The organism is Nonomuraea sp. NPDC003707 (genome assembly GCF_053587055.1).
Genome location: NZ_JBSFNK010000017.1, coordinates 126943 through 142761, shown reverse-complemented (window position 1 = coordinate 142761; position 15819 = coordinate 126943). Strand labels below are relative to the sequence as shown.

16 protein-coding genes are annotated in these 15819 nt (G+C 69.3%); 6 read left to right on the top strand and 10 right to left on the bottom strand.

Annotated elements, in window-relative coordinates; genetic code table 11:
- Positions 1-31: 31 nt before the first annotated feature.
- From ACWDRB_RS36940 to ACWDRB_RS36925, 4 genes are read right to left on the bottom strand one after another with little or no spacing between them, the layout of a single operon-like run.
- Complete coding sequence (locus ACWDRB_RS36940) at positions 32-973, bottom strand: ABC transporter substrate-binding protein (RefSeq protein ID WP_449901706.1); 942 nt, start codon at positions 971-973, stop codon at positions 32-34.
- Between the two features lie 38 nt (positions 974-1011).
- On the bottom strand, positions 1012-1704 hold the full coding sequence (locus tag ACWDRB_RS36935) for an ABC transporter permease (protein WP_449901703.1): 693 nt from the start codon (positions 1702-1704) through the stop codon (positions 1012-1014).
- On the bottom strand, positions 1701-2381 hold the full coding sequence (locus ACWDRB_RS36930) for an ABC transporter permease (protein ID WP_350729446.1): 681 nt from the start codon (positions 2379-2381) through the stop codon (positions 1701-1703). Before ACWDRB_RS36930 ends, ACWDRB_RS36935 begins: the two co-directional genes overlap by 4 nt.
- The gene (locus ACWDRB_RS36925) at positions 2374-3411 is read right to left on the bottom strand and encodes an ABC transporter ATP-binding protein (RefSeq protein WP_350729444.1); all 1038 of its coding nucleotides are present in this window, start codon (positions 3409-3411) and stop codon (positions 2374-2376) included. Before ACWDRB_RS36925 ends, ACWDRB_RS36930 begins: the two co-directional genes overlap by 8 nt.
- Before the next feature lie 326 nt (positions 3412-3737).
- Here ACWDRB_RS36925 and ACWDRB_RS36920 point away from each other — a divergent pair, with 326 nt between their 5' ends.
- Positions 3738-5558, top strand: coding sequence for a hypothetical protein (locus ACWDRB_RS36920; protein WP_449901699.1), 1821 nt, complete (start codon positions 3738-3740; stop codon positions 5556-5558).
- Between the two features lies 1 nt (position 5559).
- Positions 5560-5799: a hypothetical protein gene (locus ACWDRB_RS36915; RefSeq protein WP_449901696.1), complete on the top strand. Its 240-nt coding sequence runs from the start codon at positions 5560-5562 to the stop codon at positions 5797-5799.
- Here ACWDRB_RS36915 and ACWDRB_RS36910 read toward each other — a convergent pair.
- Together ACWDRB_RS36910 and ACWDRB_RS36905 are read right to left on the bottom strand one after the other, a co-directional pair.
- Entirely contained in the window at positions 5768-6238 is a 471-nt protein-coding gene (locus ACWDRB_RS36910; RefSeq protein ID WP_449901693.1) for an iron chaperone, read from the bottom strand. The two genes, ACWDRB_RS36915 and ACWDRB_RS36910, sit on opposite strands and share 32 nt — an antisense overlap.
- A 79-nt stretch (positions 6239-6317) precedes the next feature.
- Complete coding sequence (locus ACWDRB_RS36905) at positions 6318-6773, bottom strand: carboxymuconolactone decarboxylase family protein (protein ID WP_449901690.1); 456 nt, start codon at positions 6771-6773, stop codon at positions 6318-6320.
- 185 nt (positions 6774-6958) lie between these two features.
- Here ACWDRB_RS36905 and ACWDRB_RS36900 point away from each other — a divergent pair, with 185 nt between their 5' ends.
- The gene (locus ACWDRB_RS36900; RefSeq protein ID WP_449901688.1) at positions 6959-9436 is read left to right on the top strand and encodes a tetratricopeptide repeat protein; all 2478 of its coding nucleotides are present in this window, start codon (positions 6959-6961) and stop codon (positions 9434-9436) included.
- 30 nt (positions 9437-9466) lie between these two features.
- Here the strand turns inward: ACWDRB_RS36900 and ACWDRB_RS36895 are convergent, their stop codons facing one another.
- Positions 9467-9910: an SRPBCC family protein gene (locus tag ACWDRB_RS36895; protein ID WP_449901686.1), complete on the bottom strand. Its 444-nt coding sequence runs from the start codon at positions 9908-9910 to the stop codon at positions 9467-9469.
- A 275-nt stretch (positions 9911-10185) separates the two neighbouring features.
- Between ACWDRB_RS36895 and ACWDRB_RS36890 the strand changes: the two genes are divergently transcribed.
- Positions 10186-10629 (top strand): Rrf2 family transcriptional regulator, encoded by a 444-nt coding sequence (locus tag ACWDRB_RS36890; protein WP_397371531.1) that lies wholly within the window; start codon positions 10186-10188, stop codon positions 10627-10629.
- A gap of 132 nt (positions 10630-10761) precedes the next feature.
- Positions 10762-12159: an MFS transporter gene (locus ACWDRB_RS36885; protein WP_449901683.1), complete on the top strand. Its 1398-nt coding sequence runs from the start codon at positions 10762-10764 to the stop codon at positions 12157-12159.
- Positions 12160-12419: 260 nt separating this feature from the next.
- Here ACWDRB_RS36885 and ACWDRB_RS36880 read toward each other — a convergent pair whose 3' ends face one another.
- Positions 12420-13304 (bottom strand): sigma-70 family RNA polymerase sigma factor, encoded by an 885-nt coding sequence (locus ACWDRB_RS36880; RefSeq protein ID WP_449901680.1) that lies wholly within the window; start codon positions 13302-13304, stop codon positions 12420-12422.
- Positions 13305-13387: 83 nt separating this feature from the next.
- Here ACWDRB_RS36880 and ACWDRB_RS36875 point away from each other — a divergent pair, with 83 nt between their 5' ends.
- Positions 13388-13837 (top strand): carboxymuconolactone decarboxylase family protein, encoded by a 450-nt coding sequence (locus ACWDRB_RS36875; RefSeq protein ID WP_449901678.1) that lies wholly within the window; start codon positions 13388-13390, stop codon positions 13835-13837.
- 136 nt (positions 13838-13973) lie between these two features.
- Here ACWDRB_RS36875 and ACWDRB_RS36870 read toward each other — a convergent pair whose 3' ends face one another.
- Both ACWDRB_RS36870 and ACWDRB_RS36865 read right to left on the bottom strand, forming a co-directional pair.
- Positions 13974-14798 (bottom strand): alpha/beta fold hydrolase, encoded by an 825-nt coding sequence (locus tag ACWDRB_RS36870; RefSeq protein WP_449901675.1) that lies wholly within the window; start codon positions 14796-14798, stop codon positions 13974-13976.
- 407 nt (positions 14799-15205) lie between these two features.
- On the bottom strand, positions 15206-15778 hold the full coding sequence (locus ACWDRB_RS36865; protein WP_449901673.1) for a hypothetical protein: 573 nt from the start codon (positions 15776-15778) through the stop codon (positions 15206-15208).
- Positions 15779-15819: the final 41 nt, after the last annotated feature.

The following is a 15819-nucleotide window of genomic DNA, read 5'->3' as shown; positions in this document are numbered from 1 at the left end:
GGACGGCGGGGACCCGCACCGGAAAACGGCGTCAGCCGAGACCGTTGGAGGTCAGCCATTCCTTGGCCACGGTGCCGGGCTCGTCCTTGTTGACGGAGATCTTCTGCATCATGTCCAGGAGGGACTGCGTGGTGAGCTTCGCCGAGACGGCGTTCAGCGTGGTCTTGATCGTGTCGGTCGCGGCCGCCTTGTTGAGGAGCGGCGTCACGTTCTGGGCGGGGAAGATGTTCTTGGGGTCCTGCAGCGGCACCAGGTTGTTGGCCGTCATCTTGGGGTCGGTGGTGAACACGTTGCCGACCTGGATCGTACCGTCCTTGATCGCGTCAGCGGTGGTCGGGCCCGTGGGCTTCCACTGCTTGAACTCGATCCCGTAGACCTCCTTGAACCGCGCCTCCCACCGCTTCTTGAACTCGGGCGGGCCGCCGACGACGAAGTCCTTGGAGACCTTGGCCAGGTCCTCCATGGTGTTCAGCGACTGCTTGGTCTGGGTGTCCTTGGAGATGGACAGGCTGTCCTTGTCCTCGGCCGGGGAGGAGTCGAGCACCTCCAGCTCGGCGGGGAGCTTCTCCTTCAGCGCGGCGTTGACCTCGTCGGTGGTCGCGGCCGTGTTCTTGAGGTCGACGAAGGCCAGCAGGTTGCCGTTGTACTCGGGCACGATGGTCAGGCCACCGCTCTTGACCTGGTCGATCACGACCTCGCGGCTGCCGATGCGCGGCTTCTCCTCGACCTGCACGCCCTTGGCCTGCAGCGCCTGGGCGTAGATCGACCCGAGCAGCACGCTCTCGTCGAAGTCGAAGGATCCGATGACGGCCTTGCCCCCGCCCCCGCCCCCGCTCGAAGCCGAACCGCTGGGGGCCGCGCTCGAGGTGTCGAGCGGGTTGCCTCCAGTGTTGCCACCGCCGCCACCGCCACAGGCGGCCAGCGCGAGCATCGCCGAAACGAACACCCCGGCGATGCCGTACTTGCGTCCCATCTTGCTTTTCCCTTCTAAGCGGGAGGTAATACAGGAGACTATCGGACCTTCAGCCGCTGGCTCACGCCCGGGGAGACCGTCACCCTCTGGGCAAGCGTGAACAATATCTGGACCATCAGGGCAAACAGCACAATCAGTACTGAACCGCCGACGACGCTCGCGTAATCCTTCGTCGCGAAACCGTCGATCACGAACCGCCCCAGACCACCGAGCCCGGTGTACGCGGCGACGGTCGTGGTGGCCACGACCTGGATCGCCGACAGCCGGCATCCCAGCAGGATCAGCGGCAGCGCGACCGGGACGAGCACCCGCCCGAGCACCTGCCCGCCGCGCAGCCCCATCCCGTACGCGGCGTCGCGCAGCTCGGGATCGACGCCCTTGATGCCCTCGAACGTGTTCACCAGGATCGGCGGCACCGACAGCAGCACCAGCGGGACGATCACCGGCAAGCTGGACGCCGTCCCCAGCAGCAGCACGAACATCACCAGCAGGCCCAGCGTGGGCAGCGCCCTGGCCAGGTTCGCGGTGACGGCGACCAGCACCTCGCCCCGGCCCGTGTGGCCGATCAGCAGCCCCAGCGGCACCGCGATCATCACGGCCAGGACCAGCGACAGGGCCGAGAACTCCAGGTGCTCCAGCAGGCGCATGGGGATGCCGTCGGGGCCGGACCAGTTGGCGCCGTTGCCGAAGAAGTCGGCCAGCCAGCCGAAGAAGTCGGTGAGCCAGCTCACGATCCCTGCCCCCTTCGGGCCCGTACCCATGGAGTGAGCAGCCGCTGCGCCAGCACCAGCAGCCCGTCGGCGACCAGCGCCAGCGCCACGATCAGCACGATCCCGACGATCACCGGCGGCATGAACGGGTTCTGGTACGCCCGCGTGAACAGCCCGCCGAGCCCGCCCTGCCCGATCAGCGCACCCACGCTGACCAGGCTGATGCTGGAGACCGCGACCACCCGCAGGCCCGCCAGCACCACCGGGACGGCGATCGGCAGCTCGACCGCGAGCAGCCTGCGCAGCGGCGTGAAGCCCATCGCGATCGCCGACTGCCGCACGTGGTCGGGCACCGAGCCGAGCCCGTCCACGACGGCCGGGATCAGCACGGCCATGCCGTAGAAGGTCAGCGGGATGATCACCGTGGTCTGCGACAGCCCGGTCACCGAGATCAGCAGCATGAAGACCGGCAGCGAGGGGAGCGCGTAGACGACGTTCATGAAGCCGGCGGTCGGCTGGTAGAGCCAGCGCCAGCGCACGCAGGCCAGCCCCAGCGGCAGCGCGACGACCAGCGCGAACAGGATCGGCACGAGGGACATGGTCAGGTGGTCGAGGAGCAGGTTCTTGATGCTGTCGACCCGGCCGGTATCCCAGTTACGCCCGATCCATTCCCATATGGAAGGAGGGCCGTCAGCCATCTGCCGCCTCCGCGAGCGCCTTGTCGAGCGTCTCCCTGGTGGCCACGCCGACGACCTTGCCCTGCTCGTCCACGGCCACCGCGCAGCCGGACGGCGACAGCAGTGCCGCGTCGAGGGCCGTGCGCATGGAGTCGCGCCCGTACACGAACGTCCCGTACGGCTCCAGCTCGTCGGGCCGCTCCCGGGAGACCCACCCGGTCGGCCTGCCGTCCTCCATGACCAGCCGCCACGGGTCGTCCGCGGTGTCGGTCAGGTCGGTACGCAGCCGCAGCCCGCCCGTCGAGATGAACTGCAGCCGCCGGATCCCCCGGTCGTGCCCCAGGAACTCCTTCACGAAGTCGTCGGCCGGCTCGGACAGCAGCGTCTTGGGAGCGGCGAGCTGCGCCAGCTTGCCGCCCACCCGCAGCACCGCCACGCGGTCGCCCAGCTTGATGGCCTCGTCGATGTCGTGCGTGACGAACACGATGGTCTTGTTCAGCTCGGACTGGAGCCTGAGCAGCTCGTCCTGCAGGCTCGTGCGCACGATGGGGTCGACCGCGCTGAACGGCTCGTCCATGAGCAGCACGGGCGGGTCGGCGGCCAGCGCCCTGGCCACGCCCACGCGCTGCTGCTGCCCGCCCGAGAGCTGGAAGGGGTAGCGACCGGCCAGCGCCGGGTCGAGGCCCACCCGTTCGAGCAGCTCCATGGCTCTGGCGCGGGCCTTCTTCTTGTCCCAGCCGAGCAGGTACGGGACCGTGGCGATGTTGTCGACGATCTTGCGGTGCGGGAACAGGCCGGCTTGCTGGATGACGTACCCGATGCCGCGCCGCAGCGTCGGCGGGTCGATGCCCTGCACCGGCGTGCCGTCGAGGAGGATCTGGCCCTCGGAGGCGTCGATCATCCGGTTGATCATCCGGAGGGATGTGGTTTTTCCGCAGCCCGAGGGGCCGACGAGCACGGTGATCTCTCCCGTGGGCGCCTCGAGGTCGAGACGGTCCACGGCGACCGTTCCGTCTGGGTAGCGTTTGGTGACAGCGTCGAATGTGATCACGCGCGAACTCTCGCTTCAGGCTTCTGTGGCAGGGGCCGCAGCCCCCGTGCCACGACCGCCGCATGATCTATCGCAGCACAGACTACGGCGATCCGGACCACCGTGTCGTCCTGGGATCCAGCTGAAACGCTTCAGTTGAGCTGGATATTTACCCCAAATGTTGAAGTGGTAGTGCGCCGGACCGTGGTGTCTTGGCATGATTACCTCCACGAACTTCTGACCTATACCTCCACAAAGTCCTGACGAACACCCCGAACGAAATTCACGAACTTCAGCCCCGCACCCCTCACCCTCAGCGTCCGCTCACAGCAAGAGGATCCGGCCCCGTGTCTCAGCCGCTCACCGATCAGCGCCGACGCGCCGAGTTGATCGCAGAGCTCTACGACCGCCATGCCGCTGGGCTGTTCGCGTACTGCGCTGACCAGCTCGGCGACCTAGGCTCCGCGTCCGACGTACTGGTGACCTTGTTCTCCAGCGTCGCCGGCGTTCCCTCCGCCTCCGAAGCGCCTCGCGCCGCTCTCTACGCGTTCGCCCGCCGCGAGATCCACCGGCGGGACATCGTCTTCGCGCCCCCCTCCATCGATCCGCTGATCGACCCCGCCTCCGCCCTCGTCGAGCGCACCTTCCGCGAGCTGCGACCACACCAGCGCGAAGTGCTGGTGCTGTGCGCGGTCTGCGGGATGAGCAAGGCGGAGCTGGCGTGGGTACTCGACGTCGCCCCCGACACCGCCGAGGAACTGGCGGTAGGGGCGGCCCACCACTTCCGGCACGCCTTGGTGACGGCGCTGTCCTCCACCGGGGTCCGCGTGCCCAAGCCGGTGGCGGACGTGTACGGCGCCCTGGGCGTGGCCCCGCTCGCCGACATCATCGGCCGCCTCCCCTGGGCGCAGCCGCCCGGAGCCCTCCGGATCCACTTCGCGGGCTCCCGTTCCGCCAGCCCCGGCCCTCTCTTCGTCAAGCCCCGCTGGCCCAGCCCGCCGATGTGGCCCCAGCCTCTGGCTGACGGGGACCCGGCGACCAGCACGGCCATCTTCCCGGCCGAGCTGCTGACGCCGCCGTCGCCGTCGCACGTGCCCGAGCACGCCGCCACCACGGCCCCGATGCCCAAGCTGAACAACTCCCCGGAGTCCGCACCGCGCCGCGGAGAATTCCCGGCCTCGCACGTCCCCTTCGGAGAAGCCCCGTCCTCAACGCCACGCTCGTTCTTCGGAGAGGGCCGGACCTCGACTCCGGTCTCCTTCTTCGGCGACGGCACGGCCTCGACCGCCCGCTCCCCCCTCAGGGACCCGTTGGCCTCCGCCCAGCGTCTGCACGATCCGCTGGGCCCCACCCCGTCTCTCAGAGATCCTCTGGCGGCGGTGGACGGCGCACGGCCCGACCAGCCCGGCACACCACACACAGCTCCACCCTTCGCAGGGAGGACCCCAGTGCCGCCTTACATCCATCCGTTCTTCCAGGACCCGCCCGACGAACCTTTCGGCGGTCTGGAGCCCTTCGCGACCGGCGACGTGATCTTACCCAGGGACACCCCTGAGCCCTTCGCGACCGGCGACGTGATCCTGCCCAGAGATGTCCCGAGGCCGTTCTCGGACGACGACGACGGCGACATCCTGGCCCCCAGGGACCCGCACCCCGACGTACTGGTGCACAAGGGCCCCGCCCGCCCGCTCCAGCAGCCGCCGCGGACGAACGAGCCGGCCCCCCTCTTCCGCCCCCGCCCCAAGTCGGCCAGGCGCACCAAGCCCGCCAAGTCCTCCGAGCCGGCCAGGCGCACCCCCAAGCCGGCCGAGCCCACGAGGCCCGCCGAACCGGTCTACCGCCTGCCCCTGTACGACAAGGCGCCCCCGAAGCCCCCCACCCTCCCCAGGCCCTCCTCCTCATCGAGCAGGAGAACCCCCACTCCACCTGACGAGGAACCCCAAGGGACCTTCGCCTCGCTGGCCCCGGAGCCCTCTCTCCTGGCTCCGCGCCCGGTCCGCGCCCGTCCGGTGCCCAAGAAGCGCCCGGCGTACACGGCCCGGCCCGAGAAGCCCCGCCGCCGCCAGGACCGGCACTTCGACTGGGCCTGGGAGGTCGTCGGGTTCCTGATCTGCGTGGCGATCGCCATGATCGTCTTCTTCTCGATGCCCGCGTTCCTCCACCCGTGAGGTGCGTCGTCGTATCGGCTCGGCAACTGACCCCGTCGAGCCGATCGTCGAACGTGATCACGGCAAGGAGACCGCGCACACCCGCGAGACCTCCACACGCCTCAACCTGATCGCGGCCTGGCGTGAGGCCAAGGTCTTCACCGAGGCCGAGCAGGCCGCCCTGGAACTGACCGAGCAGGGCACCCGCACCCCCGCGCCGACACGAGTCCTCAGCTCGCCGCCCGCTTCACGAGCGCGCTGATCCTCGCCTCGTCCTCGGCGGTCAGCTCCGTCAGCGCGAAGGCGGTCGGCCAGATGGTGCCGTCGTCGAGGTTCGCCGGGTCGTTGAAGCCGAGGGTCGCGTACCTCGTCTTGAACTTCTGGGCGGGCTGGAAGAAGCAGACGATCTTGCCGTCCTTCGCGTAGGCGGGCTGCCCGTACCAGAGCTTCGCCGTCAGGGACGGGGCGTCGGCCTTGACGATGGCGTGGATCCGCTCGGCGATGACCCGGTCCGCCTCCGCCATCTCGGCGATCTTCTCGAGCACGTCCCGCTCCGTGTCGGCCTTCGCGCCCGAACCGCGGCGCGCGGCCTTCTTCAGCTCCTGGGCGTGCTCCTTCATCGCGGCTCGTTCGTCGTCGGTGAACCCGTCGAACTTGCTGTCCGCCGCAGCACTCTTGGTGGCCTTCGTCGTTTCGCCCATGGTGGGAATCTCCTTGTCCGCGAGTCATCTATCTTGCGAGGCGACGGATCAGTGCCTGTCGCCCGGGGACCGGCAGGCCCTACCCCCAAGCGCCGGCGATCTGCCGAGTGGTGGCGTTGAGCCGGTTGAACATGTTGGTGACGCCGATCATCAGGACGATCGCGGCCAGCTGCTTCTCGTCGAAGTAGGTGGCGGCGCTGTCCCAGACCTCGTCGTTGACCGCGTCGGCGCGGTCGGCCAGCCGGGTGGCGGCCTCGGCCAGCGCGAGCGCCGCCCGCTCCGCATCGGTGAAGTACGGGGTCTCCCGCCAGGCGGCGACCGTGGCCAGCTTCTCCTCGCTCACCCCGGCCTTGCGGGCCGTCTTGACGCCGCCGTCCACGCAGGCGCTGCAGCCGTTGATCTGGCTGACCCGCAGGTGCACCAGCTCCAGCGTCTGCCCCTCCACCCCGCCGGAGTGCACGGCCTTGAAGATCTCCTGGATGGGCTGCATCGCGCCGGACAGGATCATGGCGGGGTTCTGCATACGGGGCTGCATCGGGTTTCTCCTCTTTCAGGTCTGCGCCCCGTTCCCTCGGGGGCGTGACTCCATGACAGCCTGTGGAGGGCTACGATGACGACGTCCATGGGACACTCTGGGACAGTTGATATGGCTCTGACCAGCGGTGACCGCCTTCGAGAAGTTTCCGCCGGTGTGGGACAGAAAGACAGGGAACGGTGGCTGTGCATCAGAAGGCAGCGAAGGCCGACCCCAAGGACGAGCTGGCCGCCCGCCTGCGCCTGCTCCAGGAGCTGTCGGAGCGCGGCGTGCGGGCCCTGGCCCGGGACGCCGGCCTCAGCTCGTCGTCACTGTCGCGCTACCTCAGCGGCCAGACCTTGCCGCCCTGGCCCGCCGTGGTGGCGCTCTGCCGCCTCCTCAAACGTGACCCCCGCCCGCTGCGCCCCCTGTGGGAACGGGCCTCCAACCCCCTGCCTGCGCCCCCGAAGACCAGCCGCCAGGTCCAGCCCCCGTCGCCACCCGCGGGAGCTCCGCGCCCGCCCCGCAACGACCTGCCGCGCGACGTGCCCGACTTCACCGGACGCGAAGCCCAGCTCGCCGCCGTGCTCGCCGGCGTGGACAGCAGCCGGGTGGTCGCCATCGACGGCATGGCGGGCGTCGGCAAGACCTGCCTGGCGGTGCACGCCGCGCACCGGCTCGGCGCCGACTACCCCGACGCCCAGCTCTACCTGGACCTGCACGGGTTCACCGCCGGACGGGAGCCGCTCGGTCCCGATCCCGCGCTGCGGGCCCTGCTCGCCGCCCTCGACGTCCCCTCGGAGAAGATCCCGCAGGAGGGCGGCATCGAGCCGCTGGCCGCCTGCTGGCGCTCCGAGCTGGCCCACCGGCGGGCCGTCGTGGTCCTCGACAACGTCGCCGACGCCGACCAGGTCCGCCCGCTGCTGCCCGGCGCCGGTCCCTCCGTGGCCCTGATCACCAGCCGCAACCGGCTGCTGGGCCTGGACGAGGTGCCCCCGGTGTCACTGGACGTGCTGACCCCGCAGGAGAGCGCCGAACTGCTGGCCCGCGCCAGCGGCGACCCGGGCGGGCCCGACAGCCGGCTGGCCCGCGACCCGGAGTCCGCCGCCGAGGTGGTACGGCTGTGCGGCCAGCTGCCGCTGGCCCTGCGCCTGGCCGCGGCCCGGCTGCGGCACCGGCCGGGCTGGACCGTGGGCATCCTCGTCGAGCGGATGGCGGAGGGGGCCACCGAGTTCGACACGGCGTTCGCGATGTCCGTACGGCAGCTGGACCGGACGCAGCGCCGCTTCTTCCGGTTGCTGGGCCTGATGCCCGGCTCGACCTTCGACGAGTACGTGGCGGCGGCGCTGGCGGACATACCGCTGCGCAGCGCCCGGGCGATGCTGGAGGACCTGCTCGACGCGCACCTGGTCCAGCAGCCGGCGGCCGGCCGCTACCGCCTGCACGACCTGGTGCGCCAGCACGCGCGCCGGGCCGCCGCCGAGCAGGACTCACCGGCGGACCTGGAGCAGGCGCTGGGCCGGGTGCTCGACTACTACGTGCACGCGGCGGCCGCCGGTGACGCCGCGATGTCGTACCTGTCCCCCGTCCGGGAGGTGTCCGCGGGCCGGCCCCCGGCCGAGCTGCCGCGGTTCGCCGGCAAGCACGCGGCCCTCTACTGGTTCGCCACCGAGTACACCAACCTGATGGCCGTCTTCGAGGCTGCCGTCGCGGCCGGAGCCGACGCGCACGTGTGCGAGCTGCCGCGCTTCATGCGGGCGTTCTTCGCGCGGCGCTGCGGCACGACGCACCTCAACGTCCTGTTCGAGCGGTCGCTGGTGGCCGCGCAGCGCCTGGGCGATCCGGTACAGCTGGCCGAGGCGCACAGCGACCTTGGCTTCGCCCGGTACAACGCGGGCCGGATGGCGGAGGCGGAGGCGGCGTACGAGGCGGCGGCGCCGCTGGTGTCCCAGACCGGGGACACCAGGTCGGAGGCCGAGCTGACCATGCGCCGCGGCTACCTGAGGTGGGACGAGGGCTACGTCGAGGAGCCGCTCGACCTCTTCCGGCTGGCCGGCAAGCTGTACGCGGACGCCGGCTGCCCGATGGGCACGGTCCATGCGACCGCGTACGAGGCCTGGGCGATGCTGCAGCTGGGACACCGCGAGGAGGCGGCGCGGCTGGCCCGCGTGGCGCTGGACATGCCGCACGCCGACCCCGCGTGGCCGCCCACGCTGACGGCCAGGATCACCCTCGGCGTGGCCATCGCCCCTGAGGCGCCCGGCGAGGCGCTGGAGCACCTGGAACAGGCGCTGACGCTGGCCCGCGAGGACGGCCACAAGCACAACGAGGCGTGGTGCCTCAACTGCATGGGCGTCGCGCTGCGGCAGATGGGCCGGTACGAGGAGGCGCTCGCAAGCCACCGTCAGGCGTTCGCGCTGCTGGACGAGCTGTTCGAGGAGCATTGGAAGATCCATTTCCTCAACGGCTACGCCGAGACCTGCCGGCTGGCGGGCCTGCCCGAGCAGGCCCTGCGCCTGCACCGGCAGGCGCTGGAGCTGGCCCCGAAACTGGGATACCGGTACGCGGAGGCCCTGGCCCACGAGGGGATCGCCGCGGTCCTCGACGAGAGCGACCCGCCCACGGCCGCCGAACACCGCGCGGCCGGTCAGGCCATCCTTCAGGAGCTCAAACCGGAGACCTGACGCGACCACCGTCCCTACCCGGGCAACCGTTCACGTCAGCGTTGGAGCCCGGCCGACGAGGATGTCCGCGCGGGCGACCTGCACCTGGCGGGCCTTGCGGACGGCGTACCGCAGCACCGGGCCCAGTCTCGCGTGCACCGTCAGCACGTCCTCGACCGCGGTCCCCATGCCGTCCGCGGTCAGCCCGAACCGGTAGTCGAGCCGCACTCCGCCCGGGCTGTCCACCTCGCCCTCGATACCGTCCTCGGTGGCGCGTAACGTCACCTCGATCAGATTGTCGTACTTCACAAAACCGAAGAAGCGGAACCGCTCCACAGCCACGAACCGCATCTTGCCGGGCTCCCGGCGCACGTCGCGTACCGCCACCACAAGCGGCGACAAGCCGACGTAGTTCGACGGCTCGCTGAGGTGCGCGAGCACCACGGGCGGCGGAGCAGGAACGTGAAAAGCGTGGCGGAGCACGGTGCCCGGCATCGTTCACCTCACAGTCGTCGAAGGACTGCAACCGAGTATGACGCCGGGGCACCCCGAACCGTTCGGCGAGGCGCGCCACCGCGGCCGGGTCGACGAACGCCGCATCGGCGGTGATCATCAGTCCGCGGCGAGGCGGACAAGGAGGTCGAGGCCCTGGGGCGGCGCGGTTGTCATCACCGCGAGGCCTCGTGTTCTTACGACCCGGGATTGACGGGTAGCCATACCGCAACTAGTTTGGTTGCAGTATTGCGGATGTCGACCGAAGGGTGAGAGCAGTGAGCCTCAGCAGTAGGAGTGCTGTCGCGATTCATGCGCTCACGATGTTGGGTCGCTGGGATCGCTCGCTGACCTCGACCGAGATCGCCGACAGTCTGGCGAGCAATCCCGTACTCGTGCGACGCATCCTCGGCAGCCTGCGGGACGCGGGTCTGGTGTGGTCGACGGAAGGCCGCGGGGGCGGATGGTCGCTTGCTCGTCCCGCTCGTGAGATCACGCTCTACGACGCGCTTGTCGCCGTAGAGGCAGGGCCGGTCCTGTCGCGGCACGCCCATCCACCCAGCGACGCGTGCGAGGTCGGCCGCCACATGCAGACCCTCCTTGAGACGGAGTTCCGGGAGGCCGAACAGGCCATGCAGGAGCGACTGGGTCAGACGACCATCGCCCACCTGGTCCATCAGGTGCTGACCAAAGAGCGCAAACCGGCAACACAGCACCGGTAGCTGGATAACGGCGGAGAGGACGTCTCCGCCGTTTCTCTTAACCTTAACTGTAACCAATCTGGTGGCAGTCATGGCCACGCGGAGGGACGCCGAATGACAATCACATCGAGCAGAACAGGACGAACCGGTTCTGTGCCGGCACTGCTGGCTGTGTTGATGCCGGCGATGCTCGCCACGGTCGTCGCCAGTGACATGGTCAATCTGATGCTCCCCTCGATCGGTGAGGAGTTCGGGGCTTCAGAGGCCGAGCTCGCCTGGGTGGTCACCGGTTTCCTGCTGATGTTCTCGGTCGGCATCCCGTTCTACGGCCGCATCTCTGACCGGGTCAGTCTGCGGCGTCTGTTCTGCTTCGCTTTGGTGACTTACGCCGCGGGGAGCCTGATCTCCGCGCTTGCGCCGGGGCTCCTGGTGCTCGTGCTCGGACGGATCGTGATGGGGGTGGGCGCGGCCGGGTTGCCCGTGCTGTCGATCATCGCCGTCACCAGGCTGATGCCTGAGGACAAGCGAGGGATGGGGATCGGCGTCGTGTCCGCGGCCACGGGGATCGGCACCGCCGCGGGACCGGCCATCGGTGGTGGGATCGGCCAGTTCCTCGGCTGGCCCGCACTGTTCTGGATGATGCTCGTCGTCGCGCTGGCGCTGGTTCCCGCGGCGTGGCGCGTGCTACCAGGCGGGCGCCCGGCCGGCGCGGGCCGCTTCGATCTTCCGGGTGGCATCCTGCTCGGGCTCGGCGCCGGGCTCATCCTGTTCGGGATCACCCGGGCACAGGCCGACGGTGTCGCGGCCCCGTCGTCCTGGGTCAGCCTCGTGGTGGCTGTGGTGGCGTTCGTGCTGTTCGGCTGGCGCACGGTCCGCCTCGCGGATCCGTTCGTCCCGCCCACACTGTTCGCCGGCCCGATCTACCGGGCCGCGGTGGTCGTCGCGTTCCTGGCCATGGTCGTCAATCTGGGTGGCATGGTGTTCGTTCCGCTGCTCGTGGTCGACGTCAACGGCCTCGAGCCGGGCGCGGGTGCCCTGGTGATGGTCCCGGCCGGAGTCGCGGTCGCCGCCCTCTCACCGTTGATCGGTCGCCTCGCCGACCGCATCGCCACCCGACTGCTCGTGCTGCCGGGGCTGGTGGCCGTGGGGCTGTTCTCCCTGTTCCTCTCGACCTTCGCGGGAAGCAGTTCGGTGATCCCCGCAGGACTCGGGATCCTCGGGCTCAGTGTCGGCTTCTTCTTCGTGTTGACCCCGATCATCAGCGCGGCTGCGAGTGCGCTTCCGCCCGACCAGGCCGGCGTCGGGCTCGGAATCCTGCAAGGAGCCCAGTTCCTCGGCGCCGGCACCGGTCCCGCTCTCCTCGGCGTGCTGGTGACCGCGCGACAGCAAACCGGCGCTGATGCCTTCAACCCCCTCCATACCGGGCAAGACGGTGCCGCCTATTCCGATGTCTTTCTGGCCATGGCCGTGATCGCCGTCCTCGCAGTGATCGCCGCGTTCAGGATGCGTCCAGCAGCCACATCGTCCCACCCCGATTCCCAGCCAGTTTGAGCACGATCGTCGTGTCAGGAGGCACCTCAGGTATCGGGGAGGGCCCGCGCCCCCTTTCTTCCGCCTCCTCTTCCCTATCCAACCGCCGACTGGGACCAAGCGGGAGCTGGCCGGTGGCTGCCCGTCCCGGTGATCGGGCGTGAGTTCGGCGTTGCCCCGTCGGGCAACGGCAGCCCCGCGGCACGCCGGTCCGGGGTGGGTGTCAGTCGGCCCACCGCTTCGCCGGTCAACGGGTGGGGTGCATGGCGCTCGGCAGTGACTCACCCCGGATCCGGCAGGTTAATCGACGCGAGCCTGGCCGGGGCAATCACGGTCTCGATGGCGACGATCCGGCCGTCGACGACGGTGAACGCCATGACCGAGAGCGGAGTTCCATCCTCGCGCCAGGAGACGAACCCGGGAAGGCCGTTGACGAGCACCGCTCGCCCTCTCGCGGCTGCGCCGGCGGAGACTCGAGCGGATGCGCCTTCGGCGACCTTGGTGGCGCCGAGGATGACGACCACCCCAGTGGGGGTGTCGACGGTCAGCCTCACCTCGGGGTCGAGCACGCGCAGCAACTCCTCGAAGTCGCCGCGGCGAGCCGCCGCCAGGAAGGCCTGGACCACCTCTCGCTGTTCCCGTCTGGTGGCCGTCGGCCGTTCGGTCGCCTGTACCTTCCTGCGGGCGCGGCTGGCGAGCATCTTGGCGGCGTCGGCGGACTTGCCGAGGATCTGGCCGATCTCGTCGAACGGCACCGCGAACAGGTCGTGCAGCACGAACGCCAGCCGCTCGCTCGGTCCGAGCGACTCCAGGACGACCAGGAGCGCGAGCCCGACCGAGTCGGCGAGCGCTACGTCGTCCTCCGGCGCGGGGCTGTCGTCGGCCGTCACGACGAGTTCGGGCAACCGGTCGTCGTAGGACGCCTCAGGGTGGGCCTGGCGCGATCGCAGGACGTCGAGGCTGATCCGGCCGACCACCGTGGTCAGCCAGCCGGCGAGGTTGTAGATGGTCGCCGTGTCCTGCCGGGAGAGCCGCAGCCAGGCCTCCTGGACCACGTCCTCGGCGTCGGCGTGCGATCCGAGCATGCGGTAGGCGACCGCGCGCAGCCGGTCGCGCTGGGCCTGGAACGCCTCGCCCACCGGGTCCGCCGGGCTGGTGTTGGACATGTTGTTACCTTCCTCGGATCTGCACCGTCATGGGTAATGACGGGCCCAGAGGGGCCCAGGTAACCGATGAAGGAGTACGACCGATGGAAGCACGCCTGAAGGGCCCGGCGAATCCCGACCTGATGACAGCGATCCAGCACCTCTACAAGGCGATCCACGCCAGCGGCGTTGACCCGCTCGTGCTCGGACTGGTCCACCTGCGGGCCAGCCAGATCAACGGCTGCAGTCCGTGCGTCTTTGCCGGGGTCGCGGCGGCCAAGAAGCACGGGGAGACCGACGAGCGGCTGCACAACGTGGTCGCCTGGCGCGAGACGCCCTTCTTCACCGAGGCGGAGCGGGCAGCGCTCGCGCTGACCGAGGCCGCCACCCGGATCCAAGATGGCGCGCCAGGTGTGACCGATGAGATCTGGGACGCCGCCGCGGCCCACTTCGACGAGAAGCAACTGTCCGCGATCAACCTGGAGATCGCGCTGACCAACTTCTTCAACCGTATCAACCGTACGATCCGGGAGCAGGCCGGCAAGACCTGGTGAGCCCGGCGGGACGTCATCCATAGGAGTCGCGCCTCCCAAAGCAGGGGATGACGTCCCGCCGACCGAGATGCCGAAAGCTCGAACGAGGGCTTGTACAGAGTGGGGGATTCGCTGCGCTGTGGTTTCCGGTCCGGGCCTAGGTCGTCGCTCTGGTTAGGACGTTGATGAGGACGGCGGCAAACTCGGCGGGCTGGGACCAGTAGCCGGTGTGGTCGCCCGGGAAATCGATCACGCTCTTCCCCCAGCGGTCGGCCAAGGCGAGGCTGGGACGGTAGGCGAAGTGCTGACGGGAGTCCCGGCCGCCGGCCATCACGATCCGCTCCCGCTGGGCGTCGAGGGTCACCAGATCGGGACGATAGCCGGGTGCCTGCCGTACTTCGTGATCAAGGAAGAAGCCGAGGTTGGCCGACAGGCGGTAGATCAGTTCAGGGTCGATGTCGGCCGGCCACTGGAGCGCGTCCAGGCCGATGCCGGTCATGAACATCCGCATCGCCGGTTCCACGCCGTCCCGCTGATAGGTGTCGTACACCTCCTGGAAGAACGCCCGCCACCTGGGGGCATCGGGCAGCACCTCGGCCAGGGGTGGCTCATGGGCAACCAGCCTGGTAACCAGGCCTGGGCTCTGGCTGATCAGAGCGAGTCCGATGACCGCGCCCGCGCTACTGCCGAAGACCTGCGCCGGCCCCTGCGCAACCGCCCGTAGTAAGCAACGCGCGTCGTCGACGTGGGTATCGCCCCAGGCGCTGTTGTCGAATAATCCGTTGACGGTGCTTCTGGAGAACCCGCGCCGGTCGTAGCTGATGACGGTGTAACGAGGGGCGAGTAGGTCCGCGACGGTATCGAACAGGTCGGCGTCGCCGTTGCTTCCAGGGATCAGCAGCAGTGCCGGCCCCTGTCCGCGCACCTGGTAGTGGAGGCGGGCGCCGGGCACGTCCAAGGTCTGGGTCTGCTTGACGGGCATAGCAATGATCCTTTCCTCGCTTACCTGTCGTAAGGTAAGCAAGCTACTAACCGGCCGTCAAGTAAGTTGCGCACCTCTAATCGAGACGCTTGACAGGGGATTCCGAGGTAAGGCCCCGCTGGAAACCGCTGACGAACTCCGTGCAGCCTTGGCGCGTATGGGGGGTCTCCGCCGATGTCCACGAAGTCTTGCGACAAGAGGCGCACCTCGCCCAACGGTGCAGCGCTATCAGGCTCTCTGGGACGCCAGATGACAACGGGTCGCCCTCATCGGGTCAATGGCATGCCCCGAGGCACGCCGGTCCGGGGTGGGCGTCAGTCGGCCCACCACTTTGCCGGTCGACGGGCGGGCCCCAAGGCGTCTCGGTCCGGCTGACCACTACGCGTCGGCAGCGGGCCGCGTCGCTGTCAGTCCAACCCGCCTGGCGGCAAGGGGTTCGCCACAGGTTCCCGTGCCGGGGAGAGGCATGGCAGGGGGGCCGAGTGGTAAAGCACGGCGATCAGGGCCGCGATGGCTACGAACCAGGCGATGAGCAGGACAAGACCCAGATCGGCGTAGCCGTAACCAACCAGCGCGCCGAGCGCTCCCAGGCCGGCCACCGCCCAGCGCAACACGTCGAGAAGCGCGGCCCTGGAGAGGTCCCCGGAGGGACGGATCTGTCTGATGACGGCGTCGACAGAGACCCAGACGGCGATCAAGGCACCGGCCGTGTGTGCGATGCCGATCACGTGCGTAAAGAGGGAGACCGCCTGGTCATGGCTCCCCCCGAACGGGATCGTGGCGACCAACGAGATGCAGGCCATGGCGACGGCAAAGGACCGGGCTCTGCCGAAGGGGTCGTCGGCGGATCGCTGCAGTTGACGCAGGCCGGACGCGCACAATCCCCATCCGACGGGGTCGAACAGCAGGTCGAAGCCGTTGAAACGGATGGCGCCGAAGGCGACGACGAAACCGGTGGCAATCTTCGTGACGGGCAGCATGCGGCACTACCTTCCAGGCTTGTCATTGACCGTGGATAAGC

What these genes read in the sequence shown, in the direction of transcription:
- ACWDRB_RS36940 (WP_449901706.1), bottom strand. Translation starts at nt 973, where the DNA reads ATGGGACGCAAGTACGGCATCGCCGGGGTGTTCGTTTCGGCGATGCTC.
- ACWDRB_RS36930 (WP_350729446.1), bottom strand. Translation starts at nt 2,381, where the DNA reads ATGGCTGACGGCCCTCCTTCCATATGGGAATGGATCGGGCGTAACTGG.
- ACWDRB_RS36910 (WP_449901693.1), bottom strand. Translation starts at nt 6,238, where the DNA reads ATGGGCGAAACGACGAAGGCCACCAAGAGTGCTGCGGCGGACAGCAAG.
- ACWDRB_RS36905 (WP_449901690.1), bottom strand. Translation starts at nt 6,773, where the DNA reads ATGCAGCCCCGTATGCAGAACCCCGCCATGATCCTGTCCGGCGCGATG.
- ACWDRB_RS36895 (WP_449901686.1), bottom strand. Translation starts at nt 9,910, where the DNA reads ATGCCGGGCACCGTGCTCCGCCACGCTTTTCACGTTCCTGCTCCGCCG.
- ACWDRB_RS36880 (WP_449901680.1), bottom strand. Translation starts at nt 13,304, where the DNA reads ATGTCCAACACCAGCCCGGCGGACCCGGTGGGCGAGGCGTTCCAGGCC.
- ACWDRB_RS36875 (WP_449901678.1), top strand. Translation starts at nt 13,388, where the DNA reads ATGGAAGCACGCCTGAAGGGCCCGGCGAATCCCGACCTGATGACAGCG.
- ACWDRB_RS36870 (WP_449901675.1), bottom strand. Translation starts at nt 14,798, where the DNA reads ATGCCCGTCAAGCAGACCCAGACCTTGGACGTGCCCGGCGCCCGCCTC.
- ACWDRB_RS36865 (WP_449901673.1), bottom strand. Translation starts at nt 15,778, where the DNA reads ATGCTGCCCGTCACGAAGATTGCCACCGGTTTCGTCGTCGCCTTCGGC.